A 24,729-nucleotide genomic window follows, 5' to 3' on the forward strand; every position below is an offset into this window, starting at 1 on the left:
GATCGAGCAGGTCAGCTCGTAGCCGAGGGTGCGGCGCGTGGACGCCGGCGCTGGCCTCACCCGCCGTCATCGTCGCCGGCGAGGGCGGCCGCCACCTGCGCGCGCAGCTCCGGCAGCACCTCGGCCTCGAACCAGGGATTGGCCTTGAACCAGCCCACGTTGCGCGGGCTGGGATGCGGCAGCGGAATGGCCCCGGGCAGGTAGTCGCGCCAGGCGCGCACCGTCGCGGTGAGGCTCTCGCGGCGGCGCGGGCCCAGCCCGTGGGCCTGCGCGTACTGGCCCACCAGCAGCGTCAGGCCCACGCGCGGCAGCATGGGCAACAGGCGCGGATGCCAGGTCTCGCGGCATTCGCGGCGCGGCGGGGCGTCGCCCGAGCCGGCGCGGCCGGGATAGCAGAAGCCCATCGGCACGATGGCGATGCGGCCGGCGTCGTAGAAGGTCGCGGCGTCCACGCCCATCCACTCGCGCAGCCGCCGACCGCTGGCATCGTCCCAGGGAAGGCCGCTGGCATGCACCCGCGTGCCCGGCGCCTGGCCCACCACCAGCAGGCGCGCGCCGGCCGCGGCACGCAGCACCGGCCGCGGCCCGAGCGGCAACCGCGCCTCGCACAGGCGGCAGGCGCGGATCTCGGCGAGCAGGCTGTCGAGCGTCTCCGCCATGGCGCGTCGCTCCGCGAACGTATCGGCGCGCCAGTGTGGGCCCGGGCGCATGAGGCGGGCCTGAGCCGTGGTGGGCGTCACGGCATGCATCGGGCACTCGATGTCCATCCATGAACCGCCTGCGGGTCCCGCGCTCCGCGTCAGGGCAGCAGCTTGCCCGGATTGAGGATGCCGTCGGGGTCGAACACCTGTTTGACCTGCCGCATCAGCGCCAGCGTCGCGGCGTCGATCGCCTGCGGCATGAAGTCGCGCTTGGCCAGGCCGATGCCGTGCTCGCCCGAGAGCGTGCCGCCCAGCGACACGGTGAGGGCGAAGACCCGGGCGAGGGCCGTCTCGGCCTGCGCGCACTGCGCGCCGTCGGCGGGCTCGTAGAGGATGTTGACGTGCAGGTTGCCGTTGCCCGCATGGCCGAAGCAGACGATGGGCAGCCCGGTCTCGCGTGCGATCGCCTGCACGCCGTCCACCAGCGACGGGATGCGCGAGACGGGCACCACCACGTCCTCGTTGATCTTGCCCGGCGCCAGCGTGCGCAGCGCGGGCGAGAGCGCCTTGCGCGCGGCCCAGAGGCGCTCGCGCGCGGCCTCGTCGGGCGCGGCGTCGAGCGCCAGCAGGCCGTCGCCCGCGGCGGCGCGCGCGAGTGCATCGGCGGCGGCGTCGAGCGCGTGCGCTTCGCCGTCGGCCTCGATCATCAGCAGCGCGCCCGCGTCGGCGGGAAGGTCCGCGCCGCCCACCTCGCGTGCGAGTCGCACGGCATGGTGGTCCATGAACTCGAGCATGGACGGCGTGACCGGTTGCGCCATCAGCCGGGCGACCGCGTGCGCCGCGCTGGCCACGTCGCGATAGACCGCGCGCAGGGCGCGGCGCGCGGTGGGGCGGGGCACCAGCCGCAGGGTGGCTTCCACGATGAGCGCAAGCGTGCCCTCGCTGCCCACGAGCAGGCGCTGCAGGTCGTAGCCGGTCGCGCCCTTGGTGGTGGCGCTCCCGCAGGTGACCAGCTCGCCCGCGCCGGTGACCGCGGTGAGCGCGAGCACGTTGTCGCGGCTCGCTCCGTACTTCACCGCCCGCGGGCCGCCGGCATTGCAGGCCAGGTTGCCGCCGACGGTGCTGAAGCCGGCGCTGGTGGGATCGGGCGGCCAGAACAGGCCGTGCGGCGTCAGCGCATCCTGCAGCGCGCCGTTGAGCAGGCCGGGCTCGACCACCGCGCAGCGGTCGCCGGGGCGGATGTCGAGGATGCGCGCCATGCGCTCGAACGACACGACGACGCCGCCGGCCACCGGCACCGTCGCGCCGGTCGTGTTGGTGCCGCGGCCGCGCGCGATGACCGGCACCCGGTGCCGGCGGCAGGCGCGCACCAGCTCGAGCACCTGCGCCCGCGTGCGCGGCAGCGCGACTGCATCGGGCAGGGCCTGGCGCCGCGAGTTGTCGTAGGCATAGGCCAGCCGCTCGGCGGGGTCCTCGAGGAAACCCTCGTCGAGCAGCGCCGCGAGCTGCGCGGCGAGGGCGCGCGGCAGGGCGCTCATGCGCGGGGCGTCCCGACGCGGGATCCGTGCGGGGTTGCGGCGCGGGCCATCAGCAGTCGTCGGCGCGGAAGGCGTCGCGCAGCCAGTTCAGCCGCGGAGCCTGCGCATCGCCCTCGGCTTCGACCACGTCGAAGCGGCAGGGCAGGCCGGCCAGGCGGGGATGTGCGCCGAGGAAGGCGTTGGCCGCCTGCACCAGCCTGCGCCGCTTGGCGCGCGTCACCGACTCGGCCCCGCCGCCGAAGCGGCTGGCGCTGCGATGCCGTACCTCCACGAAGACCAGCACATCGCCCTCGCGCATGACGAGGTCCAGCTCGCCGACGCGGTAGGTCGCGTTCGACGCGAGCGGCGAGAGGCCGTGGCGGACGAGGAAATCGCGCGCGGCCGCCTCGACGGCGGCGCCGCGCTCGCGGCTGGAGCCCGGCGCGGGCTCAGCGGCCCGCGTCGGCCAGCGGAGCCGGTTCGCCATTGGAGAAGGTCGACCAGGCCGGCGTGCGCTGCACGTTGCCGAACCCGTCCAGGCGCAGCACGCCGGTGGCACCGTCGACCGAGCCCTCCGCGCTGCGGCCCAGGTGGTCGAGGTAGGCGGTCAGCAGCCAGGCATCGAAGCCGAAGGCGAACAGGCGGCCGGCGGCGCCGCGCGCGCTGGGCAGGCGCGCCCCGGTGGCCTCGGCATTGGCCAGCCCCCGCAGGCCGCGGGTGAGCCAGGACTCGCTGGGGAAGGCGATGCCGTCCAGCACCCGGTCCTCCGCCGCCTTGCCGGTGCCGCTGAGCAGCTGCGAGGTGGCCACGCGCGGCTTGCCGGCCAGCGCCGTCGACGCCAGCCGCGGCACGATCGCGCGCGCGGTGCTGCCGCGCACCGCAAGGAACACGGCGTCCACCGGCTTGGCCGCGGCCGCCGAGAAGTCCGTCGTGCCTTCGGGCAGCACGTCGACCACGCTGCCGCCACGCGCGGCCAGACGCTCGCGCAGGGCCGCGACCGCGCGGCGCTGGGTGTCGTCGCCGCCCGCGATCACCAGCACGTTGCGCGCGCCGCGGCGGAGCAGGGTGTCGGCCGCGGCCAGGCCCTCGTCCTCGGGCGACAGCGAGAAGCTCGCATGGCCCTCGGGCGTGGCCTGCGTGCCGCGGTTGAGCGCCAGCGTGGGCACGGGCAGGCGCTCGCGTTCGAACAGTGCGCTGACCTCGTCGCGGCCGAGCGGGCCGAGCACGAAGTCCACGCCGTCGCCGGCGGCGCGGTCGTAGGCCGAGAGCGCGCCCGCGGGCGTGCCGGCCGTGTCGTAGAAGCGGATGTCCGGACGGCGGCGATCCTCGCCGTAGTAGCCGGCCAGCAGGCCGTCGCGTACCGGCGCGGCGGCCGCCGACAGGCTGCCCGACAGTGGCAGCAGCACCGCCAGCTTCACCGGCGGGCGATAGCCGTCGCGGTCGGCGGCGGGGCGGTTGTCGAAGTTCCAGCCGGCGCGGTCGAAAGGACGCGGCAGCGGCAGGCCGCGGCGGATCAGGGCCCGCCCGGCGAAGCGGTACAGCGCATCGCCCGCGGGCAGCGCGGCGGCCTCGCGCTGCAGCGCCGCGTCGTCGAGCTGGGCGAGCAGGCGCTCGATCTCCGTCTCGTTCGCGCGGCGCTCGGCGCCCTGCAGGCCGGCGTTGGCAGCGGCGCGCTCACGCGCCTGGCGCACGGTTTCGCGCGCGGCCGCGGCCGCGGCGGGCTCGGCCGGCGCCTGCGGCCGCGTGGACACCTGCGCGCAGCCGGCGACCAGGAGCAGTGCGAGCGCGCAGGCGGCGATGCCACGAAGGCGGAGGGTGACGCGGCGATCGGAGTTGGGCATGGGCATGCGCGCGGGGGACGGCGTGGACCGGGTTAGGATTCTAGCCCCCGCTTCCCGCCCGAGGATCACGCCGCGCCGATGCAGACCCCCGGCACGCTCCACGTGGTCGCCACCCCGATCGGGAACCTGGCCGACCTCAGCCCCCGCGCGCTGGACACGCTGCGAACGGTCGACGCGATCTGCGCGGAGGACACGCGCCACACGCGCCAGCTGCTCGCGCACTTCGGCGTCGAGAAGCCCCTCATCGCGCTGCACCAGCACAACGAGGACGCGCAGGCCGGGCAACTGGTGGCGCGCCTGCGCGAGGGCCAGTCGCTGGCGCTGGTCAGCGATGCCGGCACGCCGCTGGTGAGCGACCCCGGCTTCCGGCTGGTCCGCGCGGCGCGCGAGGCGGGCCTGCGCGTGTCCCCGGTGCCGGGGCCCTGCGCGGCGATCGCGGCGCTGAGCGTGGCCGGGATCGCGTCCGACCGCTTCGTCTTCGAGGGCTTCCTCCCGGCGAAGGCGGGCGCGCGCCGCGAGCGCCTCTCGCAGCTCGCCGCCGAGACGCGCACGCTGATCTTCTACGAGTCGGCGCACCGCATCGAGGAGACGCTGGCGGACTTCGCCGCCGCCTTCGGCCCCCAACGCCCCCTCGTGCTCGCCCGCGAGCTCACCAAGCTCTTCGAGACGGTGCTCGACGGGCCGGTCGAACGCGTGCGTGAAGTCGTCGGTGCCGATGCCAACCAGCGTCGTGGCGAATTCGTGCTGATCGTCGAAGGCGCCGGCGAGGACGCCGACGCCCGCATCGCCGAGGGCCGTCGCCTCTACGCCAGGCTCTGCGAGTACCTCAAGCCTTCGCAGGCCGCCAAGCTCGCCGCCGAGCTCAGCGGCGCGCCGCGCAAGGCCCTCTACGGCGGCGAATAGCGCGGCTCTCATCCAGGCGCCACGGCGGCGGCAGAGGCCGGGAGGGTCGAGACCCCTCCGGGCTGTAGCGAAGGCGTGTCCGGAGAGCTCTCGACCCTCCCGGCCGTCCCTGGCGACACATTCCGGGCTCTCCGGCCGCACGCCGCACCCCCGGTTTTCCGCGACCGCCTTGCAGCGGGCCGGGCCCCAGCCGGGACTGCCGTAGAATGGCCCGTGGCGGAGCCGGCCAGACAGTCGCGTCATCGGAAACGGTGCCGAGGAAAGTCCGGGCTCCACAGGGCACGGTGCCAGGTAACGCCTGGGCGGGGCGACCCGACGGAAAGTGCAACAGAGAGCAGACCGCCGATGGCCCTCACGGGATCAGGCAAGGGTGAAACGGTGCGGTAAGAGCGCACCGCGAGTCCGGCAACGGACCGGCACGGCAAACCCCACCGGGAGCAAGACCAAATAGGGAGGCGATGCCGCGGCCCGCGGTGCCTCCGGGTAGGTTGCTTGAGCGCAGGGGGTGACCCCTCGCCGAGAGGAATGACTGTCCACGACAGAACCCGGCTTACCGGCCGGCTCCGCCACTTTTCCCCACCCGCCTGCCGACGAATGGTCGCCTCCCAAGGTGGCCACGGAAGCGGCTGCTGCGCAGCAGCACAGCGGCCGTAGAGGCTGTGGACATCCAGTGACGATGCGCACGTAACTGCCCGGATTCTCAAAATTTGAGATGAAACAGCAGCTTGTGGATAAAGCTTGAACAAGTCTCTGAAGAGCGCCGCAAGTCGTTGACTTCACTTAGGAAAATGAGCGTCGCGGATTGTTGACAACCCCCAGGGCGGGGCCTAAGGTGGCTGTCAGTGGGAAAACCGGGTGTTTCGTGGTTTTCCCGTAGCCATCAAGCCCGCGTGAAGACGGGCGACCGGACAGGGGACCCGCGTGTTCCAGGGCGAGACCGCCATCACCATCGACGACAAGGGCCGCATGGCAGTTCCCACTGCCTATCGGGACCTGATCGCGCGTGCGTGCGGCGGCCGCCTGGTGTTCACCTACAACCCGTTCGAGGCCGGCTCGCTCTACCTCTACCCGCAGCCGGTCTGGGAGCGCGTGCGCGACCAGGTCAACGCGCTGCCGCGTGCGAAGAAGCAGAGCCGCTTCCTCCAGCTCAAGCTGGTCGGCGCCGCCGCCTTCGTCGAACCCGACGGCAACGGCCGCATCTCCGTGCCCGCGAGCCAGCGCGCCGCGGTCGGCATCGAGAAGCGTGCCGTGCTGCTGGGCATGGGCGAGAAGTTCGAACTATGGAGCGAGCAGGCCCATCTCGCGCAGATCCGCCAGACCCTGTCTGACGAGGATCTGGGCGACGACCTGCTGGGTCTCGAGTTGTGACGGCCGGTGGCATGGAGCGCGCCGCGCTCGCAGGCCACCTCCCGGTGCTGTACGCGCAGGTCCTGGACGGCCTGCGGGTGGTGGGGGATGGAACGTATCTGGACGGCACGTTCGGTCGCGGCGGGCATGCCCGCGGCGTACTCGAGCAACTGGGCCCCGAGGGTCGCCTGCTCGTGATGGACAAGGATCCCGAAGCGATCGCCGTCGCCGAACGCGAGTTCGGCGCCGATCCGCGCGTGTCCATCTTCCGCGGCAGCTTCGCGCAGCTCGCGCAGTGGGACGCCACCGCGGCCGGCCTCGACGGCGTGCTGTTCGACCTCGGCGTGTCCTCGCCGCAGCTGGACGTGGCCGAGCGCGGCTTCTCCTTCGGCAAGGACGGCCCGCTGGACATGCGCATGGATCCCGAGCGCGGCGAGAGTGCCGCCGAGTGGCTGGCACGCGCCTCCGAGAAGGAGATCGCCGACGTGCTCTGGACCTTCGGCGAGGAACGCCAGAGCCGCCGCATCGCCCGGGCGATCGTCGCGCGCCGCGCCGACACGCCGCTCGTGCGCACCGCGCAGCTCGCCGACCTCATCGCCTCGGTAGTGCCGCGCGGCGAGCAGAAGATCCACCCGGCCACGCGCTCGTTCCAGGCCATCCGCATGTACATCAACCGCGAACTGGGCGACCTCGAGGACGGGCTCGACGCTGCGCTGGCACGGCTCAAGCCCGGCGGACGCCTTGCCGTGATCAGCTTCCACTCGCTGGAAGACCGCATCGTCAAGCAGTTTATCGCGCGGCATGCCAAGGCGCCGGCCGGCAACCGCCGCATGCCGGTGGAAGCGGCCTTCGTGCCCACGCTGCGCGACGTGAGCGGTGCGGTGAAGGCCGACGAGGTCGAGCTCGCCGCCAACCCGCGCGCGCGCAGCGCCGTGCTGCGGGTGGCCGAGAAGCTGCCGGGTGCGGCCGATCCGCTCGTGCGAAGCGCGGACCGCGAATCGCGCGCCACGGCCTTCCCGGGAGGCGCTGCATGATCCTGCGCGCGCTGCTGGTCGGCCTGATCGTGGCCAACATCGCCACCGCGCTCGCGGTGGTGCAGTCGCGGCATCGCCATCGCCAGCTCTTCATCGAAGCCACGCGCCTGGAGAAGGTGCGCGACGAACTCAACATCGAGTTCGGCCGCCTGCAGCTCGAGCAGGCCACCTGGGCCGAGGCCAATCGCATCGACCAGGTCGCGCGCGACCGACTGGGCATGAAGTTCCCCGAAGGCAACGAGATCGTGGTGATCCGCCCATGAACAGGCCGGGGGACCTCCGCCGCAACCACCCCGATCGCCGGCCGCTCGACCCGCGCCGCCTGCTGCGCCTGCTCGCGGGCTCCGGCAACGGCCCGCGCGGACGCGCGCGCATGGACCTTCGCATCCGCCTGCTGGGCCTGGCCGGGATGCTCGGCCTGTGCTCGTTCGCACTGGTGGCGCGCGCCTTCTACGTGCAGATCGTCGACAACGACTTCTACGTCGCGCAGGGCGAGGCGCGCTCGCTGCGGGAGATCCCGATCCCGACCTCGCGCGGCATGATCACCGACCGCAACGGCGAGCCGCTGGCGGTGTCCACGCCGGTGGAGTCGGTCTGGGGCAATCCGCAGGAGCTGCTCAAGGTGCCCGACCGCCTGCCGCAGCTGGCCGCCGCACTGGGCGTTCCGCTGGACGAGCTGCAGCGCAAGCTGAGCCAGAAGGCCGGCAAGGAGTTCCTCTACCTCAAGCGCCGCATCAACCCGGACGAAGCGCAGCGCATCCTCGCGCTCGGCATCCCGGGCGTCTCGAGCCAGCGCGAGTACCGCCGCTTCTACCCGCAGGGCGAAGCGCTCGCCCACGTGCTGGGCTTCACCAACGTCGACGACGAGGGGCAGGAAGGGCTGGAGCTCGCCTTCGACGAATGGCTGCGCGGCAAGCCCGGTGCCAAGCGCGTGATCCGCGACGGCCGCGGCCACATCGTCGGCAACGTCGACCTTCTCCGCCCGGCGCAGCCGGGGCGCGACCTCACGCTCACCATCGACCGCCGCATCCAGTACCTCGCCCACCGCGAGCTGCGCAATGCGCTGGTCAAGCACGGCGCGCAGAGCGGATCGATCGTGGTGGTGGACGTGGCCACCGGCGAGGTGCTGGCGATGGCCAACCTGCCCACGTTCAATCCCAATGCCATCGGCAGCGCGCCGCGCGATGCGCACCGCAACCGCGCGGTCACCGACGTGCTCGAGCCGGGCTCGACGATGAAGCCGCTCACCGTGGCCGCGGCGCTGAAGGCCGGCATCGTCCGCCCGGATTCGACCATGAACCTCAACCCGGGCTGGATGAAGCTCGGGCGCTACACCATCCGCGACCACAACAACTACGGCGTCCAGGACATCACCGGCGTCATCCGCAAGAGCTCCAACCTCGGCGCCGCCAAGCTCGCCGAGAAGATGGACGACCGCTACTTCTACGAGTTCCTGCGCGGCTTCGGCTACGGCAGCAAGCCGGGCAGCGGCTTTCCGGGCGAGTCCTCGGGCGTGCTGGCCGATCCCTCGCGTTGGAACGGCCTGCAGAAGGCGACCATCTCCTACGGCTACGGGCTGTCGGCCACGCCGCTGCAGATCGCCGCGGCCTATGCGGCGCTGGCCAACGACGGGCGCTACACGGTGCCCACGTTCGTCAAGGGCGAGAAGCCGCAGACGCGGCAGGTCGTCGATCCGGAAATCGCCCGCACCGTGATGCGCATGATGCAGACCGTGACGGAAGAGGGCGGCACGGCCACGCAGGGCGCGATCCTGGGTTACCACGTGGCCGGCAAGACCGGCACCGCGCGCAAGTTCAACAGCACGGGCGGCTACTCGCGGCGCTACATCTCCTACTTCGCAGGCGTGGTGCCGGTGCAGAACCCGCGCTTCGCCACGGTCGTGGTGGTGAACGACCCCGACCCGGCGAAGGGCTATTTCGGCGGCATCGTGTCGGCGCCCGTGTTCAAGGCGGTGATGGAGGGCTCGCTGCGGCTGATGGACGTCGCGCCCGACGACATCGACACCTGGCTCGCCGCGCAGGCCAAGGCCGCCGAGAAGACCGACACGCCCGTTCCGCAGGTTGCCACGGCGCTGCCGGCGCCGGTGGCGACGCAGGTGACGCCATGAGCATGCGCCTGGCCGACCTGCTGCCCGACGTCGACGGCGTTCCCGCCGGGCTCGAGATCACCGCGCTGGTGCAGGACAGCCGCGAAGTGGTGCCGGGCGCCGCCTTCGTCGCGATCGCCGGCTTCGGCGCGCATGGCCTGTCCTTCGTCGAGTCCGCGCGCGCGCGCGGTGCCGCGGCGATCCTGTTCGAGCCGCCGGCGCCCGCGGACTTCCCGGCGCCCGCGGACGCCATCGCCGTGCCCGGGCTGCGCTCGCGGCTGGGCGAGATGGCGCACCGCTTCCACGGCCGCGCCAGCGAGGCGATGACCGTGGTCGGCGTCACCGGCACCAATGGCAAGACGTCCACCGTGCAACTGCTCGCGCAGGCCTGGGCGCTGCGCGGGCTGCGCGCCGGCACCATCGGCACGCTCGGCGCGGGCCTTTACGGCAGGATCGAGCCCACCGGCTTCACCACGCCACTGGTGCTGCGGCTGCACGCACTCATCGGCGCCATGCGCGCCGAGGGCGCCGAGGCGCTGGCGATGGAAGTGAGCTCGCACGCGCTCGACCAGGGCCGCGTGGACGGCGTGCGCTTCGACGTCGCCGTCTTCACCAACCTCACCCACGACCACCTGGACTACCACGGCACGATGGCCGCCTACGGCGCGGCGAAGGCGCGCCTGTTCGGCTGGCCCGGGCTGAAGGCCGCCGCGATTAACATTGACGACGACTACGGCCGCCAGCTCTGCGCGGCGCTGCCGCCGCACATCCGCGCCGTCTGCCTGAGCTCGCGCGGCCATGCCGATGCCACGCTGCGCGCGGACGACGTGCTGCTGGACGCGCGCGGCCTGTCGTTCGAACTCGTGGCCGGCGACGCACGCCATCCGGTGCGTTCGCCGCTGCTCGGGCGCTTCAACGTCGACAACCTGCTCGCCGTCGGCGGCGCGCTGTTCGCGCTGGGCGACGACGTGGGCGGCATCGCCGCCACGCTCTCGCGCCTGGCGCCCATCCACGGCCGCATGAACCGCCTCGGCGGCGAGGCGGGACAGCCGCTGGTCGTGGTCGACTACGCGCACACGCCGGACGCGCTCGAACAGGCGCTGGCCACCCTGCGTGCGCACACCGCGGGGCGGCTGGTCTGCGTTTTCGGTTGCGGCGGCGAGCGCGATGCCGCCAAGCGCCCGCAGATGGGCTCGATCGCCGAGCGCCTGGCCGACGTCGCCATCGTCACCGACGACAACCCGCGCCGCGAGGACGGCGACGCGATCGTCGCGCAGATCCTCGCGGGCCTTACCCGTCGCGATGCGGCGATCGTCGAGCGCGACCGCCGCGCCGCCATCGGCCGCGCCATCGCGATGGCGGGCGAGGGCGACGTGGTGCTGATCGCGGGCAAGGGGCACGAGCCCTACCAGGACATCGGCGGCGTGCTCGAGCCGTTCGACGACACGCAGGTGGCGCGCGACGCGCTGGGAGTTGCCGCATGAGGCCCTTGCAGCTTTCCGCCATCGCCGCGATGACGGCCGGCCGCGTGGTCGGCGAGGACATCCTGGTCGACCGCCTGCTCACCGATACGCGCGCGCTGGCGCATGTTCCGCCGGAGGAGCGCGCGCGCAGCCTGTTCGTCGCCCTCAGGGGCGCCAACTTCGACGGGCACGACCACGTGGCCGCGGCGCAGGAGGCGGGCATCGGCGCCGCGCTGGTGTCGCGCGTGCACGGCGACATGCCGCAGGTGCAGGTCGGCAATACGCAGCTCGCGCTCGCCGACCTCGCGCGCGGGCTGCAGGCCTCGCGCCCGACCAAGGTGGTGGCCATCACCGGCAGCAACGGCAAGACCTCGGCCAAGACGCTCGCGCTCGCCATCTTCGAGGAAGCCGGGCGCACGTACTCGACGCCGGGCAACCGCAACAACGAGATCGGCCTGCCCCTGGCGGTGATCGACGCGCCCGACGACGCCGAGTTCGCGGTCTACGAGATGGGCGCCGGCCAGCCCGGCGACATCGCCTATCTCACCGCGATCGCGCGGCCGGACGTTTCGGTCGTCAACAACATCGGCCCCGCGCACCTGGAGCGCATGGGCTCGCTGCTGGGCATCGCCGACACCAAGGCGGCGATCTACGACGCGCTGCCGGCCGACGGCGTGGCGGTGATCAATGCCGACGACGCCTTCGCGCCGTTCTTCGCCGAGCGCGCGGCCGGGCGCCGGCAGATCCGCTTCGGCCTCGAGAACACCGCCGACCTGACCGCGCGCGACATCGTGCTGGTCGAGGACGGCTCGCGCTTCGTGCTGGTCACCCCGCAGGGCGAGGCGCCGGTCGCGCTCGCGATGCCGGGTCGCCACAACGTGCGCAACGCGCTGGCCGCCGCCTCGCTCGCGCTGGGCGCGGGCGTGGACCTTGCGACGATCGCGCGCGGGCTCAATGCCGCCCGTCCGGTCGCCGGCCGCCTGGTCACGCATCGCCTGGCCAATGGCGTGACGCTGATCGACGACAGCTACAACGCCAATCCCGCCTCGCTCGCCGCGGCCATCGACACGCTCGCCGCGCAGCCCGGCGCCTCCTGGCTGGTGCTGGGCGACATGCGGGAGCTCGGGCCGGAGGGCGCCTCGCTGCACGCGCAGGCCGGCGAGCGCGCGAAGGCCGCAGGCATCGCGCGCCTGTACACGCTCGGGCCGCTCAGCGCCGCCGCCGCGCAGGCCTTCGGGCCCGACGCCCGCCATTTCGACACGCACGAGGCGCTGGCCCAGGCGCTGCGTGCCGACCTCACATCGAACATCCGTGTGCTGGTGAAGGGATCGCGCGGCAGCGCGATGGACCGCATCGTCACCGCGCTGCTGCCCGCCGAGGCCGCGAAGGACCCGCATGCTGCTTGAACTCACCCGCTGGCTGCAGGAGCTGCAGAGCCTGTTCGGCCTGTTCGGCTACCTCACCTTCCGCGGCATCCTCAGCGCGCTCACCGCGCTGCTGCTCTCGCTGTGGTGGGGGCCGGCGATCATCCGCCGCCTGGGCCAGCTCAAGGCCGGCGGCCAGCCGATCCGCAGCGAAGGGCCGAAGTCGCACTTCTCCAAGGCCGGCACGCCGACCATGGGCGGCGCGCTGATCCTGCTCACCGTGCTGGCCTCTGTGCTGCTCTGGGGCGACCTGCGCAACAAGTACGTCTGGGTCGTGCTCGCGGTGATGATCGCCTTCGGCTGGATCGGCTGGTGGGACGACTGGATCAAGATCGTCCGCCGCGACCCCAACGGCATGCGCTCGCGCACGAAGTACTTCCTGCAGTCGGTGTTCGGGCTCGGGGTCGGCCTGTTCCTGTACTTCACCGCCGACGCGCCGGCGGCGACGACGTTCTACATCCCGCTGTTCAAGCAGGTCGCGCTGCCGCTGGTGTCGGTCAGCTTCGTGCTCATCGCCTACCTGTGGATCGTCGGCTTCTCCAACGCGGTGAACCTCACCGACGGCCTCGACGGCCTGGCGATCATGCCCACCGTGCTGGTGGCCTGCGCGCTGGGCGTGTTCGCCTATGCCTCGGGCAACGCGGTGTTCTCGAACTACCTGCAGATCCCGCAGATCCCCGGCGCGGGCGAACTGGTGATCATCTGCGCGGCCATCGCCGGCGCGGGCCTGGGCTTCCTGTGGTTCAACACCTACCCGGCCATGGTCTTCATGGGCGACATCGGCGCGCTGTCGCTGGGCGCCGTGCTGGGCACCATCGCGGTGATCGTGCGCCAGGAGCTGGTGCTGGTGATCATGGGGGGCATCTTCGTCGTCGAGACGCTCTCGGTGATGATCCAGGTGGCGAGCTTCAAGCTCACCGGCAAGCGCGTCTTCCGCATGGCGCCGATCCACCACCACTTCGAGCTCAAGGGCTGGCCGGAGCCGCGCGTGATCGTGCGCTTCTGGATCATCAGCGTGATCCTCGTGCTCGTGGCTCTCGCCACGCTGAAGGTGCGCTGATGGACGCCGCCTCGCGCCAGGCCACCCGACTCGATGCCGTCACCGGCCGCTTCGATGCGTGGCTGATCGGCTTCATCGTGGCGCTGGTGAGCCTGGGCATCGTGATGGTGGGCTCGAGCTCGGTGGCGCAGGCCGAGACGCCGACCTACATCCTGACGCGCCACCTGATGTTCCTCGGGGTGGGCACGATCGCCGCCCTCTGGGCGATGCGCCTGGAGCTCAAGACCGTCGAGCGCCTCGCGCACTGGCTGCTGCCGGTCAGCCTGCTGCTGCTCGTGCTCGTGCTGATTCCCGGCATCGGCGTGTCGGTGAAGGGTGCGCGCCGCTGGATCAACCTGGGCGTGGCCGGCTTCCAGGTGGTGGAGGCGGTCAAGGTCTTCTTCATCGTCTGGATGGCGAGCTACCTCAAGCGCTTCTCCGAGGACGTGAGCGCCACCTGGCCCGCCATGCTCAAGCCGCTCGGCGTCGCGGTGCTGTTCATGGGGCTGCTGCTGGTGCAGCCGGACTTCGGCTCGGCCACGCTGCTGATGGCGATCGCCGGCTGCATGCTGGTGCTGGGCGGCGCGCACCTGCCGCGCATGTTCGGCCCGGCCATGCTGGTGCTGCTGGCGATGGTGGCGCTGGCCTTCGCCGCGCCCTACCGCGTGCGTCGCCTGATGTCGTTCACCAACCCGTTCGAGGACGCCTTCGGCGCCGGCTTCCAGCTGTCGAACGCGCTGATGGCGATCGGCCGCGGCGAATGGCTGGGCGTGGGCCTGGGCGCCTCGGTGCACAAGCTGCCGGGCTACCTGCCCGAGGCGCACAACGACTTCATCTTCTCGGTGATCGCCGAGGAACTCGGCTTCGTGGGCGTGTGCGTGGTGGTCGCGCTCTACGTCGGCCTGGTCGGCCGCGCGCTGTGGCTGGGCCTGCAGTGCATCGAGATGCGCCGGCATTTCGCCGGCTACTGCGCCTTCGGCATCGCGCTGTGGATCGGCCTGCAGAGCACGGTGTCCATGGGCGTGAACCTCGGCCTGCTGCCGACCAAGGGCCTCACGCTGCCGCTGGTGTCCTACGGCGGCTCCAGCGTGGCGATGACGATGGCGGCGATGGGCCTTTTGCTGCGCATCTCCTACGAACTCGAGCGCGCACGCCGCCAGGTCGCGCGCCTGCGTGGCGAGCCCTCGCCCGCGGTCGCGCCGCCGCCGGTGGGCCTGCGCCCGACGGCCGTGCCGAAGCCGGCGACGGCGTCCGCCGCGCGTCCCGCCTCGCCGGGCACCAGCCGCCTGCGGCCGCGCGTAGAACCCACCTTCGGGCGCAACATCGCATGAGCGACGCACGCGCCACCGCCGCCGCAAGGCCCTCGGTGATGATCCTCGCCGGCGGTACCGGCGGGCACATCTTCCCGGGGCTCGCGGTCGCGCACGAGCTGCGCCGACGCGGCGTGCGCGTGGGCTGGCTCGGCAGCGCGGGCGGAATGGAGACGCGCCTGGTCCCGCAGCACGGCATCGAGGTCGACGAGATCGCGATCCGCGGCGTGCGCGGCAAGGGCGCGGCCACGCTGCTGGCCGCGCCGTTCAAGCTGATGTCGGCGGTGTGGGAGGCCGGCGGCGTGCTGGCCGGGCGCAAGCCGCGCGCCGTGATCAGCTTCGGCGGGTTCGCCGCAGGGCCCGGCGGCCTGGCCGCCCGGCTGGCGGGCATCCCGCTGCTGGTGCACGAGCAGAACCGCGCGCCGGGCATGACCAACAAGGTGCTCTCGCGCCTGGCCCGCCACGTGCTCACCGGCTTTCCCGGCAGCTTCCCGCTCCGCGAGGAGGTCGTGGGCAACCCGGTGCGCGCCGAGATCGCCGCGGTCGAGTTGCCGTCCGTACGCCTTGCCGGCCGCGATGGCCCCCTGCGGCTGCTCGTGCTCGGCGGAAGCCAGGGCGCGGCGGCGCTCAATCGCGCCGTGCCGCGCGCCATCGCCTCGCTGGGCGAGGAGGCGCAGTGGGTGGTGCGCCACCAGTGCGGCGAGAAGATGCTGGACGACGCGCGCGCGGCCTACCGCGAGGCGGGCGTCGAAGCCTCGGTCGAGCCGTTCATCGCCGACATGGCCGCCGCCTATGCCTGGGCGGATCTGGTCGTCTGCCGTGCCGGCGCGCTCACGCTCGCCGAAGTCTGCGCCGTGGGCGTGGCCAGCGTGCTCGTCCCCTTCCCGCAGGCGGTGGACGACCACCAGACCCGCAACGCCCAGTACCTCGTCGAGCGCGGCGCGGCCAGGCTGCTGCCGCAGAGCGACACGCTGGCCGCGCGCCTGGCCGACACGCTGGCCACGCTGTCCAGCCGCGACGCCCTTCGCCCGATGGCCGAGGCCGCGCGCGCACTCGCCAGGCCGGACGCCGCCGCGCGCGTCGCCGACATCGTCATGCAGGAGATCAACTTGCCCAACCCGAACCCGGAGCGCGCCGCATGAGCCTGCGCCAGCGTTTCCGCCTGCCTTCCGACGCGGCCGCCGACGGCACGCGCGTGCATTTCGTCGGTATCGGCGGCGTGGGCATGAGCGGCATCGCCGAGGTCATGTGCACGCTCGGCTACCAGGTGTCCGGCTCGGACAACGCCGACAACGCGGTCACGCGCCGCCTGTCGCGCCTGGGCATCACCGTGTACCGGGGGCATGATGCCGCGCACGTCGACGACGCCGAATGCGTCGTGGTCTCCAGCGCGATCAAGGCCGACAACCCCGAGCTGCTCGCCGCGCGCGAGCAGCGCATCCCGATCGTGCCGCGTGCCGAGATGCTCGCCGAGCTGATGCGCTTCAAGCGCGGCATCGCCGTGGCCGGCACGCATGGCAAGACGACCACGACCTCGCTCACCGCCAGCGTGCTCGGCGAAGGCGGCATCGACCCGACCTTCGTCATCGGCGGCCAACTGCTCGCCGCGGGCGCGAACGCCAGGCTCGGCGGCGGCGACTGGCTGGTGGCCGAGGCCGACGAGTCCGACGGCAGCTTCCTGCGGCTGAACCCGCAGATCGCCATCGTCACCAACATCGACGCCGACCACCTGGAGAACTACGGCGGCGACTTCGCCAAGGTCCAGGCCGCCTTCGACGAGTTCCTGCACCGCCTGCCGTTCTACGGGCTGGCCGTGCTCTGCATCGACGACCCCGAAGTGGCCGCGCTCGCGAAGAAGGCCACGCGCCACGTGCTCACCTACGGCTTCGCGCCGGAGGCCGACGTGCGCGCCGAGGACGTGGAGCAGGACGGGGCGCGCATGCGCTTCACCCTGGTGATGCCCGACGGTGTGCGCTGCGGCGTCACCCTGGCCATGCCCGGCCGCCACAACGTGCAGAACGCGCTCGCCGCGGCCGCGGTGGGCTGGCAGCTCGGCGTCGGCCAGGCCGCCATCTGCGGCGCGCTGGAGAAGTTCGCCGGCATCGGCCGGCGCTTCAACCTGCTGGCGCAGGTGCCGGTCGGCGAGGGCACCGTCACGCTGGTCGACGACTACGGGCACCACCCGAAGGAACTGGAGGCGGTGTTCAGGGCCGCCCGCGGCGGATGGAAGGACAGGCGCCTGGTCGTCGCCTTCCAGCCGCACCGCTACAGCCGCACGCGGGACCTGTTCGACGACTTCGCCGCCGTGCTGTCGGAAGTCGACGTACTCGTGCTGACCGAGGTCTACCCGGCGGGCGAGGCGCCCATCGCCGGCGCCGATGCCAAGTCGCTGGCGCGTGCCATCCGTGCACGCGGGCGCACCGAGCCGGTGGTGGTGCAGGGCGCCGCGGACCTCGCGCGCGTGCTGCCCGACGTCCTCCGCCCCGACGACCTGCTGCTGATGATGGGCGCGGGCGACATCGGCCATGCCGCGCAGCACATCGCCGCGCAGGGTTTCGAAGGAGTTTCGAAGTGACCTTGGACATCGCCCCGCCGCGCACCACCGACCCGGCCGCCTTCGGCCGCGTCGCCGTGCTCATGGGCGGCACCAGCGCCGAGCGCGAGGTGTCGCTCGATTCCGGCCGCAACGTGCTGGACGCCCTGCAGTCGAAGGGCATCGACGCGTTCGCGGTCGACGGCATCCCGGCCCTGGTGGACGCCATCCGCGAAGGCCGCGTCGATCGCGTCTTCAACATCCTTCACGGCAACAAGGGCGGTGGCGAGGACGGGGTGCTGCAGGGGCTGCTGGAGGCGCTGGGCGTGCCGTACACCGGGTCCGGCGTGCTGGGCTCGGCGCTGTCGATGGACAAGATCCGCACCAAGCAGGTCTGGCTGAGCCTGGGCCTGCCGACCCCGCGCTACATCCGCCTGCACAAGGGCATGGACGTGCATGCCGCGGCGCGCGAGCTGGGCCTGCCGGTGATCGTGAAGCCCTCCTGCGAAGGCTCCAGCGTGGGCGTCTCGCGCGTGCTCGACGACGCCGGGCTGGACGAGGCCGTGGCACTGGCCGCGCGCTACCCGGGCGAGATGCTGATGGAGCAGCTCGTCCGCGGCGACGAGTACTCCGTGCCGGTGATCGCCAACGGCGCGCAGGGCCACGTGGCGCTGCCGTCGATCCGCATCGTGCCGGCGGGCGAGTGGTACGACTACCACGCCAAGTACGTCGCCGACGACACCCAGTACCTCTGCCCCGGCGCCGAGGGCGACGACGAGGCCGAGCTGCGCCGCCTGGCGGTCGCCGCGTTCGAGGCCGCCGCCTGCAGTGCATGGGGCCGCGTGGACATCATGCGCGACCGCGCCAGCGGCCGGTTCCACCTGCTGGAGGTCAATACCGCACCGGGCATGACCAGCCATTCGCTGGTGCCCAAGGCCGCGCGCCAGGTCGGCATCGGGTTCGCCGACCTGTGCTGGCGCGTGCTCGAGTCGAGCTTCGACCGTGACGGAGGCGCGCGCGGGTGAACGCGATGCTCCGCCTCGTCGCATGGCTGGTCGCGGTGGCGCTGGTCGCGCTGCCCGTGGTCGCCGTGCTGCGCGGGTGGATCGGCGCGGAGCAGTGGCCGCTGCGCACGCTGCGCGCGCAGGGTGAATTCGACTACGTGGACGCCGCGCAGGTGCGGGCCACGCTGCTGCCCTACGCGAAGCGGGGCTTCTTCGCGGTGGACCTGCAGGCGGCGCAGGCGGCCGTGGCGGCGCTGCCGTGGGTGGAGCAGGCCGAGGTGCGCAAGCGCTGGCCGGACGTGCTGGAAGTGCGCATCAGCGAGCACCGCCCGTATGCGCACTGGGGCGCCGACCGCCTGCTCTCGCAGCGGGGGCGCCTGTTCGCCGCGCGTGGCGCGAAGGTTCCGGACGGGCTGCCGAAGCTCGGCGGGCCGGAGACGCGGGTGCGCGAGGTGGTGGAGCTCTACCAGCAGTCGCGCGAGCTGTTCTCGCCGGTCGGCATGACCGTCGAGGGCGTGGAGCTCGATCCGCGCGGCAGCTGGTCGGTGCGCCTGCGCGACCGCGCGCGCGGCGCCGCGCCGACGCGCGTCGTGGTCGGCCGCAGCGAGGCGCGGGCGCGCATCGGCCGCTTCGTGCGCCTGCTGCCGCAGTTGCTCATCAATCCGCAGCGGCGCATCGACCTCGCCGACCTGCGCTACACCAACGGCTTCGCGCTGACCTGGGTGAAGACGGACGCGCAGGCGCAGGCCCCGGGCGCCGCGGTTCCACCGACGGCCCCGGCGCCCGTCGCGCGGGCGCAGGTTCCCGCGTCCTCCCATTCCGCCCGCCCTTCGCAGGCGCGGTCTCCCACTCCCACTCCCGGCCTTTCATGAATCGCAAGGGCGACAAATCCCTCATCGTCGGTCTCGACATCGGCACCTCGAAGGTGACCGCGCTGGTCGGCGAGTACATGCCCGGCCAGCCCATCGAGGTTATCGGCCTGGGCTCGCACGAGTCCCGCGGCATGCGCCGCGGCGTGGTCGTGGACATCGACTCGACCGTGCAGTCGATCCAGCGCGCGATCGAGGAAGCCGAGCTCATGGCCGGCTGCGAGATCCGCTCGGTCTACGCCTCGATCTCCGGCAGCCACGTGCAGTGCCGCAATTCGCAGGGCATCGCCCCGATCCGCGACAACAACGAGGTCACCTACGCCGACCTCGACCGCGTGCTCGAGGCCGCCAAGGCCGTGGCCATCCCCGCCGACCAGAAGATCCTGCACGCCATCCCGCGCGACTACGTGCTGGACGACTCGCAGGAAGGCATCCGCAACCCGGTCGGCATGACCGGCGTGCGCCTGGAGGTGCATGCCCACCTGGTTATCTGCGCCCAGTCGGCCGCGGCCAACATCTCCAGGTGCGTGCAGAAGTGCGGGCTGCAGGTCGACGACCTGATCCTGTCGGTGCTCGCGTCCTCGCAGGCCGTCCTGACCCCGGACGAGCGCGAACTCGGCGTGGTCTGCGTGGACCTGGGCGCCGGCACCACCGACATCGCGGTCTTCGTGCAGGGCGCGATCGCCCACTCGGCCTCGCTGCCGATCGCCGGCGACAAGGTCACCGAGGACATCGCGCACATGCTGCGCACGCCAACGCCCGAGGCCGAGCAGATCAAGGTCCGCTACGCCTGCGCGCTGGCGCAGATGGCGACCGCCGAGGAATCGATCCAGGTCCCCAGCGTCGGCGACCGGCCGCCGCGGCGCATGCCACGCGCCTCGCTGGCGCAGGCGGTGCAGGCCCGCTACGAGGAGATCTTCGAGATGGTGCAGGCCGAACTGCGCCGCTCGGGCTTCGAGCAGCACGTCCGCGCCGGCATGGTGCTCACCGGCGGCGCCTCGAAGATGGAAGGCGTGGTCGAACTGGCCGAGGAAATGCTGCAGATGCCGGTGCGCGTGGGCATCCCGCAGCACGTCACCGGCCTGGGCGAGGTGGTCGGCAACCCGGTGCACGCCACCGGTGTGGGCCTTCTGCTGATGGGCAGCCAGATCGAGAACCCGCGGCGGCCGATGCTGCCGACGGGGCGGGCGGGCGGCTTCTTCAGCCGATTGAAGAACTGGTATCGCGGCGAGTTCTGACGGCGGGATTCGGGATCGGGGATTCGGGATTCGAACAGGCGGATGGGCGGCGGCGAAGCGCGGTAGTCGAAAAAAAAGTTTGTAGCGGCAGCACACAACGTTTCAGGCATCGGCAACAATCAACATCAAAGAAAGCGTGGATCGGAACGAGCGGTGGATCGCATTTGCGAATCCCGAATCTCGAATCCCGAATCCCCGCACCAACGAGGACAACGGACATGGCGCATTTCGAACTGGTCGAGAAGATGGCTCCCAACGCCGTCATCAAGGTGGTGGGCGTGGGCGGCGGCGGCGGCAACGCGGTCGCGCACATGGTGAACAGCAGCGTGGACGGCGTGGAGTTCATCACCGCCAACACCGACGCGCAGGCCATCAAGAACTGCGGCGCCAAGCTGCAGCTGCAGCTGGGCGGCAACGTCACCAAGGGCCTGGGCGCCGGCGCGAACCCCGAAGTGGGCCGCCAGGCCGCGCTCGAGGACCGCGAGCGGATCATGGACGCGCTGCAGGGCGCGGACATGGTCTTCATCACCGCCGGCATGGGCGGCGGCACCGGCACGGGCGCCGCGCCGGTCGTGGCGCAGCTGGCCAAGGAGATGGGCATCCTGACGGTGGCCGTGGTCACCAAGCCCTTCCCGTTCGAGGGCCGCCGCCGCATGCAGGTCGCGCTCAAGGGCATCGAGGAGCTCAGCCACCACTGCGATTCGCTGATCACGATCCCGAACGAGAAGCTGATCACCGTGCTCGGCCGCAACGCCACGATGATCCAGGCCTTCCGTGCGGCGAACGACGTGCTGCTCGGCGCCGTGCAGGGCATCGCCGACCTGATCGTCCGTCCGGGCCTGATCAATGTGGACTTCGCCGACGTGCGCACCGTCATGAGCGAGATGGGCCTGGCGATGATGGGCACCGGCGCCGCCCGCGGCGACGACCGCGCGCAGGCCGCCGCCGAGGCCGCGATCCAGAACCCGCTGCTCGACGACGTCAACCTGTCGGGCGCCAATGGCATCCTCGTCAACATCACCGCCGGCCCGGACTTCACCATGGCCGAGTTCGACGAGGTCGGCCGCACGGTCGAGCAGTTCGCCTCCGAGGACGCCACCGTCGTCATCGGCACCGTGCTCGATCCGGACATGCAGGACGAGGTGCGCGTCACCGTGGTGGCCACCGGTCTCAACCGCGTGGCTGCGCGTGCCACCGACCGCGGCTTCGAGAGCCAGCGCCGTCCGCAGATGCAGGTCGTGGCCTCGCGTCGCGACGGCACCACCGGCCTGCCCATCGACGAGGTCGGTAGCGCCTACACCCCGGCCACGACGGCCGGCGCGATGCCCAGCTTCACCGGCAGCCTGCGCCAGCCGACCGGCCGCATCGAACCGTCCGCCCCCGCCGCCCAGCCGGCCGTGGCCGACTTCCCGAGCGAAAGCTACCTGGACATCCCGGCGTTCCTGCGCCGACAGGCCGACTGAAGCGTTCGGCTGCGTGCCGGCGCCGCGCCGGTTCGCCCGCCGCCGATGACGTGGTCGTGCCGCTTCGGCACGGCCGCGCGAGTGGCCCGGCCGGACAGGCCGCGTCGCGGCGCGTCTGGATGCGGCGCGCATCCCGCCGGTTCCATGTCCCGGCGGGGGCGCCTTCCGCGCTCAGGCCGCGCGTGCCTGCACCCGGCGCGCCGCACTCACGCCCCGCGCAGGCGGACTGCGGCGGATTCGGCGATTGATGCAGCCGACGGCAGGCAGCCTTTTCCGTTCAGGTTCAGCCGCTTGCGTGCTAACTTCCCGTTCCGAACCCACCGCCCGAGCCCCGATGCTGCGCCAGCGCACCCTCAAGAACGTCATCCGTGCGACCGGCGTGGGCCTGCACAGCGGCGAGAAGGTGTTCCTGACGTTACGGCCGGCGCCGGCCGACACCGGCATCGTGTTCCGCCGGGTCGACCTGCAGCCCGTCCAGGAGATTCCGGCCCGGGGCGATCTGGTCACCGAAACCACGCTCTGCACCGGCCTGGCCTGCGGACCGGCGAAGGTCCAGACGGTGGAGCACCTGCTGTCCGCGCTTGCGGGCCTGGGTGTCGATAACTGCTACGTCGAGCTGTCGGCGGCCGAAGTGCCGATCATGGACGGCTCATCCGGTCCCTTCGTGTTCCTGCTTCAGTCGGCGGGCATCGCCGAGCAGGATGCGCCCAAGCGCTTCATCCGCATCACGCGGCCGGTGGAAGTGCGCGACGGCGACAAGTTCGCCCGCTTCACCCCCTTCGACGGCTTCCGCCTCGACTTCACCGTGCGCTTCGACCATCCCGCCATCCCGGCCACGCAGTCCCGGCAGGTGCTGGAGTTCTCCACCGAGGCGTACATCCGCGAGGTCAGCCGCGCCCGCACCTTCGGCTTCATGCGCGACCTCGAGTACATGCGCGAGCGCAACCTCGGCCTGGGCGGCTCGATGGACAATGCCATCGTGCTCGACGAGTTCCGCGTGCTGAACGAGGACGGCCTGCGCTATCCGGACGAGTTCGTGCGCCACAAGATCCTCGATGCCGTGGGCGACCTCTACCTCGCAGGCCGGCCCATCATCGGCGCCTACGAGGGCTTCAAGTCCGGCCACGCGCTCAACAACCAGCTGGTGCGCGCGCTGCTGGCCGAGCAGGCGGCGTGGGAGGAAGTCACCTTCACCAGCGGCGCGCCCACGCCCGTCGTCTACGGCCTGCCTGTCTTCGCCTGAGCCTGTCGACTGCCGGCTCGCGTCCAACCGGATCGCGGGCTGGCGCCGACACCGGCGCAAACCCGCGCCCGAGCCGGCCCGCACCGGGCCCGGCTGCACGTTCCGCCGCCTCTGGAATGCCAGCCGCCTCGTCCGGGCATCGGCCAGGCGCCCGCGACCGCTCGTCGTCACACCGGTGAATTCCCGGTGACGATTTCAGTTTTCTTAACGCCTGCGTCGCCTCGCTTACCGACCCCTTAACACCCCGGGCCGGGCCCCCCGCTAGCATCACTCCCGCTTCACGGCGTACGTCGCCGTACGGAGCCGGCATCAGGCGTACGGGGCTCCCCGGGTTCCCTCAGCGATGCCAGGGCCGACCGCAGCGCCTGCTGGGTCGCGGCCGACATGGGACGAGGCGCCTTGACCGGTCGGTCGGCGGAAGTCCCCGGCGAGGTCTTCACCACGACCTCGCTCGCAGCGAGCCCGATGGAGCGGGCCACTTGGAGGAGTTCCGGCGCGGCGAGCCTCAGCTTCGCGCGCCACGCCGGGGCATCGACGACAAACACGAGCCTGCCGCGATCGAAATTCGCGAGCCGCGCATGCGCGGCGAGCCCGTCCGGCAGGCATGGGCGTAATCGACCGTCCAGGTCGTCGAGCCAGAGGGCTCGGCGGACCGGATCGGCGCCCGGATCGGCCATCAGCACGTCCAGCGGCGTGCGGGCGGGTCCGGTGGCCTTCCGGAACCTGGGCTTGGAATCTGACATCGGACCTATGCGCTTTTTCGACATCCTAAATGCCCGTCATCTCGTGAGCGATGGCATCGCCTTCCTGGGCCAGCACGCGGCCCGGCGCCCGGCGATGGCCCTGACCATGTTCATGGCCGGCGGCCTGGCGCTGCTCGGCGCCGGCGCCGCGGCCGGCACGGCGCTCACCCGCGACCACCTGCAGGCCCGCGCCGCCGAGGCCTCGATGAGCCGCGACCAGGCCCAGCGCGAGCTGGACGCGCTGGCCGCCCGCGTGGGCGAGCTGCAGGCCCAGGCCAACCGCCTCAATGCGCTGGGCGAGCGCCTGACCCGCATGGGCGAGCTCAAGGGCGGCGAGTTCGACTTCGAGCGCCCGCCGGGCGTGGGTGGCGGCATGGGCGACGTGCAGTCGCTGCCGCGCACCGAGCTCGACAACTCCATCGCCGCGCTCGAGCGCCAGTTCGCCGCCTCCGGCGAGCAGTTGTCGGTGATCGAACGCCTGCTGGGCGAGCAGCGCCTCGCGGCCAATGCGCTGCCGCTGCGCGCGCCGATCCGCGACAGCTACGTCACCTCCGGCTTCGGCATGCGCGTGGACCCGCTGCTGGGCGGCGGGCAGTTCCACAAGGGCATCGACTTCGAGGCCGACGTGGGCGACCCGGTGCTGGCGGTGGCCGACGGCGTGGTCAGCTTCGCCGGCGAGCGCGCGGGCTACGGCGGCACGGTGGAGGTGGACCATGGCAACGGCATCACCACCCGCTACGCCCACAACTCGCGGCTCGTTCGGCGCGTCGGCGAGCTGGTGCGCGCGGGCGACGAGATCGCCAAGGCCGGTTCCACCGGCCGCTCGACCGGCCCGCACGTGCACCTGGAAGTCTGGCAGGACGGCCGCGTGATCGACCCGCGGCGCTTCCTCTCGCAGCGCGGCTGAGCCCCCGCGGTCCGGGTGGCCGCGGCTTGAAACGCCGCCGGCCGCCCCGACGTACAATCCGTGATTGCCATGCGGGGCGCCGAGCGCCCCGTTTTGTCGTGGG

22 protein-coding genes and 1 other RNA gene are annotated in these 24,729 nt (G+C 72.2%); 18 read left to right on the forward strand and 5 right to left on the reverse strand.

What is annotated here, in order from left to right; all coding sequences use genetic code 11:
• Window positions 1-56 precede the first annotated feature (56 nt).
• From EYQ95_RS20065 to EYQ95_RS20080, 4 genes are all read right to left on the reverse strand, one after another.
• Window positions 57-659, reverse strand: coding sequence for a uracil-DNA glycosylase family protein (locus EYQ95_RS20065; protein WP_132329804.1), 603 nt, complete (start codon window positions 657-659; stop codon window positions 57-59).
• A gap of 140 nt (window positions 660-799) precedes the next feature.
• Window positions 800-2,179: an FAD-binding oxidoreductase gene (locus EYQ95_RS20070; protein WP_132329806.1), complete on the reverse strand. Its 1,380-nt coding sequence runs from the start codon at window positions 2,177-2,179 to the stop codon at window positions 800-802.
• A 49-nt stretch (window positions 2,180-2,228) separates the two neighbouring features.
• Window positions 2,229-2,645 carry a YraN family protein gene (locus tag EYQ95_RS20075; protein ID WP_132329808.1) on the reverse strand — a complete coding sequence of 139 codons (417 nt, stop codon included), beginning with the start codon at window positions 2,643-2,645 and terminating at the stop codon, window positions 2,229-2,231.
• Complete coding sequence (locus tag EYQ95_RS20080; RefSeq protein WP_165924801.1) at window positions 2,608-3,999, reverse strand: penicillin-binding protein activator; 1,392 nt, start codon at window positions 3,997-3,999, stop codon at window positions 2,608-2,610. The genes EYQ95_RS20075 and EYQ95_RS20080 overlap by 38 nt, the downstream gene beginning before the upstream one ends.
• 78 nt (window positions 4,000-4,077) lie before the next feature.
• Here EYQ95_RS20080 and rsmI point away from each other — a divergent pair, with 78 nt between their 5' ends.
• The 17 genes from rsmI to lpxC all read left to right on the forward strand — a co-directional run bounded on the left by rsmI (window position 4,078) and on the right by lpxC (window position 22,976).
• Window positions 4,078-4,902, forward strand: coding sequence for a 16S rRNA (cytidine(1402)-2'-O)-methyltransferase (gene rsmI / locus EYQ95_RS20085; RefSeq protein ID WP_132329812.1), 825 nt, complete (start codon window positions 4,078-4,080; stop codon window positions 4,900-4,902).
• A gap of 218 nt (window positions 4,903-5,120) precedes the next feature.
• Window positions 5,121-5,471: RNase P RNA component class A (rnpB, locus tag EYQ95_RS20090), an RNA gene on the forward strand.
• Window positions 5,472-5,823: 352 nt separating this feature from the next.
• The gene (locus EYQ95_RS20095; protein WP_132329814.1) at window positions 5,824-6,270 is read left to right on the forward strand and encodes a division/cell wall cluster transcriptional repressor MraZ; all 447 of its coding nucleotides are present in this window, start codon (window positions 5,824-5,826) and stop codon (window positions 6,268-6,270) included.
• Between the two features lie 11 nt (window positions 6,271-6,281).
• Window positions 6,282-7,283 (forward strand): 16S rRNA (cytosine(1402)-N(4))-methyltransferase RsmH, encoded by a 1,002-nt coding sequence (gene rsmH, locus EYQ95_RS20100; protein ID WP_132329816.1) that lies wholly within the window; start codon window positions 6,282-6,284, stop codon window positions 7,281-7,283.
• Window positions 7,283-7,546 (forward strand): cell division protein FtsL, encoded by a 264-nt coding sequence (gene ftsL, locus EYQ95_RS20105; protein WP_132329872.1) that lies wholly within the window; start codon window positions 7,283-7,285, stop codon window positions 7,544-7,546. The genes rsmH and ftsL overlap by 1 nt, the downstream gene beginning before the upstream one ends.
• Before the next feature lie 110 nt (window positions 7,547-7,656).
• The gene (locus EYQ95_RS20110; protein WP_132329874.1) at window positions 7,657-9,411 is read left to right on the forward strand and encodes a penicillin-binding protein 2; all 1,755 of its coding nucleotides are present in this window, start codon (window positions 7,657-7,659) and stop codon (window positions 9,409-9,411) included.
• 2 nt (window positions 9,412-9,413) lie between these two features.
• Window positions 9,414-10,874, forward strand: a complete 1,461-nt coding sequence (locus tag EYQ95_RS20115; RefSeq protein ID WP_132329876.1) for a UDP-N-acetylmuramoyl-L-alanyl-D-glutamate--2,6-diaminopimelate ligase — start codon at window positions 9,414-9,416, stop codon at window positions 10,872-10,874.
• A complete protein-coding gene (gene murF, locus EYQ95_RS20120; protein WP_132329818.1) occupies window positions 10,871-12,259 on the forward strand; it encodes a UDP-N-acetylmuramoyl-tripeptide--D-alanyl-D-alanine ligase in 1,389 nt (462 codons plus the stop codon). The genes EYQ95_RS20115 and murF overlap by 4 nt, the downstream gene beginning before the upstream one ends.
• Window positions 12,249-13,337 carry a phospho-N-acetylmuramoyl-pentapeptide-transferase gene (gene mraY, locus EYQ95_RS20125; protein ID WP_132329820.1) on the forward strand — a complete coding sequence of 363 codons (1,089 nt, stop codon included), beginning with the start codon at window positions 12,249-12,251 and terminating at the stop codon, window positions 13,335-13,337. The genes murF and mraY overlap by 11 nt, the downstream gene beginning before the upstream one ends.
• Window positions 13,337-14,647, forward strand: a complete 1,311-nt coding sequence (ftsW, locus tag EYQ95_RS20130; protein WP_132329822.1) for a putative lipid II flippase FtsW — start codon at window positions 13,337-13,339, stop codon at window positions 14,645-14,647. Before mraY ends, ftsW begins: the two co-directional genes overlap by 1 nt.
• Window positions 14,644-15,768, forward strand: a complete 1,125-nt coding sequence (gene murG / locus EYQ95_RS20135) for an undecaprenyldiphospho-muramoylpentapeptide beta-N-acetylglucosaminyltransferase (protein WP_243700000.1) — start codon at window positions 14,644-14,646, stop codon at window positions 15,766-15,768. The genes ftsW and murG overlap by 4 nt, the downstream gene beginning before the upstream one ends.
• The gene (murC, locus tag EYQ95_RS20140; protein ID WP_132329825.1) at window positions 15,765-17,201 is read left to right on the forward strand and encodes a UDP-N-acetylmuramate--L-alanine ligase; all 1,437 of its coding nucleotides are present in this window, start codon (window positions 15,765-15,767) and stop codon (window positions 17,199-17,201) included. Before murG ends, murC begins: the two co-directional genes overlap by 4 nt.
• Window positions 17,198-18,184 (forward strand): D-alanine--D-alanine ligase, encoded by a 987-nt coding sequence (locus EYQ95_RS20145; protein WP_132329827.1) that lies wholly within the window; start codon window positions 17,198-17,200, stop codon window positions 18,182-18,184. The genes murC and EYQ95_RS20145 overlap by 4 nt, the downstream gene beginning before the upstream one ends.
• On the forward strand, window positions 18,181-19,035 hold the full coding sequence (locus EYQ95_RS20150; RefSeq protein ID WP_132329829.1) for a cell division protein FtsQ/DivIB: 855 nt from the start codon (window positions 18,181-18,183) through the stop codon (window positions 19,033-19,035). Before EYQ95_RS20145 ends, EYQ95_RS20150 begins: the two co-directional genes overlap by 4 nt.
• The gene (ftsA, locus tag EYQ95_RS20155) at window positions 19,032-20,270 is read left to right on the forward strand and encodes a cell division protein FtsA (RefSeq protein WP_132329831.1); all 1,239 of its coding nucleotides are present in this window, start codon (window positions 19,032-19,034) and stop codon (window positions 20,268-20,270) included. The genes EYQ95_RS20150 and ftsA overlap by 4 nt, the downstream gene beginning before the upstream one ends.
• A gap of 218 nt (window positions 20,271-20,488) precedes the next feature.
• The gene (gene ftsZ, locus EYQ95_RS20160) at window positions 20,489-21,733 is read left to right on the forward strand and encodes a cell division protein FtsZ (protein ID WP_132329833.1); all 1,245 of its coding nucleotides are present in this window, start codon (window positions 20,489-20,491) and stop codon (window positions 21,731-21,733) included.
• Between the two features lie 334 nt (window positions 21,734-22,067).
• Window positions 22,068-22,976 (forward strand): UDP-3-O-acyl-N-acetylglucosamine deacetylase, encoded by a 909-nt coding sequence (lpxC, locus tag EYQ95_RS20165; protein WP_132329835.1) that lies wholly within the window; start codon window positions 22,068-22,070, stop codon window positions 22,974-22,976.
• A 278-nt stretch (window positions 22,977-23,254) separates the two neighbouring features.
• Here lpxC and EYQ95_RS20170 read toward each other — a convergent pair whose 3' ends face one another.
• Entirely contained in the window at window positions 23,255-23,719 is a 465-nt protein-coding gene (locus tag EYQ95_RS20170; protein WP_243700001.1) for a DUF721 domain-containing protein, read from the reverse strand.
• Here EYQ95_RS20170 and EYQ95_RS20175 point away from each other — a divergent pair.
• The gene (locus EYQ95_RS20175) at window positions 23,706-24,626 is read left to right on the forward strand and encodes a peptidoglycan DD-metalloendopeptidase family protein (protein WP_370451303.1); all 921 of its coding nucleotides are present in this window, start codon (window positions 23,706-23,708) and stop codon (window positions 24,624-24,626) included. The two genes, EYQ95_RS20170 and EYQ95_RS20175, sit on opposite strands and share 14 nt — an antisense overlap.
• Window positions 24,627-24,729 lie beyond the last annotated feature (103 nt).

The organism is Lysobacter sp. N42 (assembly GCF_004344885.1).

Coding starts and splice junctions, on each gene's coding strand:
- murG (WP_243700000.1), top strand. CDS start 14,644: ATGAGCGACGCACGCGCCACCGCCGCCGCAAGGCCCTCGGTGATGATC.
- rsmI (WP_132329812.1), top strand. CDS start 4,078: ATGCAGACCCCCGGCACGCTCCACGTGGTCGCCACCCCGATCGGGAAC.
- EYQ95_RS20115 (WP_132329876.1), top strand. CDS start 9,414: ATGCGCCTGGCCGACCTGCTGCCCGACGTCGACGGCGTTCCCGCCGGG.
- EYQ95_RS20080 (WP_165924801.1), bottom strand. CDS start 3,999: ATGCCCAACTCCGATCGCCGCGTCACCCTCCGCCTTCGTGGCATCGCC.
- murC (WP_132329825.1), top strand. CDS start 15,765: ATGAGCCTGCGCCAGCGTTTCCGCCTGCCTTCCGACGCGGCCGCCGAC.
- ftsW (WP_132329822.1), top strand. CDS start 13,337: ATGGACGCCGCCTCGCGCCAGGCCACCCGACTCGATGCCGTCACCGGC.
- EYQ95_RS20070 (WP_132329806.1), bottom strand. CDS start 2,179: ATGAGCGCCCTGCCGCGCGCCCTCGCCGCGCAGCTCGCGGCGCTGCTC.
- EYQ95_RS20170 (WP_243700001.1), bottom strand. CDS start 23,719: ATGTCAGATTCCAAGCCCAGGTTCCGGAAGGCCACCGGACCCGCCCGC.
- rsmH (WP_132329816.1), top strand. CDS start 6,282: ATGGAGCGCGCCGCGCTCGCAGGCCACCTCCCGGTGCTGTACGCGCAG.
- EYQ95_RS20110 (WP_132329874.1), top strand. CDS start 7,657: ATGGACCTTCGCATCCGCCTGCTGGGCCTGGCCGGGATGCTCGGCCTG.
- mraY (WP_132329820.1), top strand. CDS start 12,249: ATGCTGCTTGAACTCACCCGCTGGCTGCAGGAGCTGCAGAGCCTGTTC.
- murF (WP_132329818.1), top strand. CDS start 10,871: ATGAGGCCCTTGCAGCTTTCCGCCATCGCCGCGATGACGGCCGGCCGC.
- EYQ95_RS20075 (WP_132329808.1), bottom strand. CDS start 2,645: ATGGCGAACCGGCTCCGCTGGCCGACGCGGGCCGCTGAGCCCGCGCCG.
- EYQ95_RS20065 (WP_132329804.1), bottom strand. CDS start 659: ATGGCGGAGACGCTCGACAGCCTGCTCGCCGAGATCCGCGCCTGCCGC.
- ftsA (WP_132329831.1), top strand. CDS start 19,032: ATGAATCGCAAGGGCGACAAATCCCTCATCGTCGGTCTCGACATCGGC.
- ftsZ (WP_132329833.1), top strand. CDS start 20,489: ATGGCGCATTTCGAACTGGTCGAGAAGATGGCTCCCAACGCCGTCATC.
- lpxC (WP_132329835.1), top strand. CDS start 22,068: ATGCTGCGCCAGCGCACCCTCAAGAACGTCATCCGTGCGACCGGCGTG.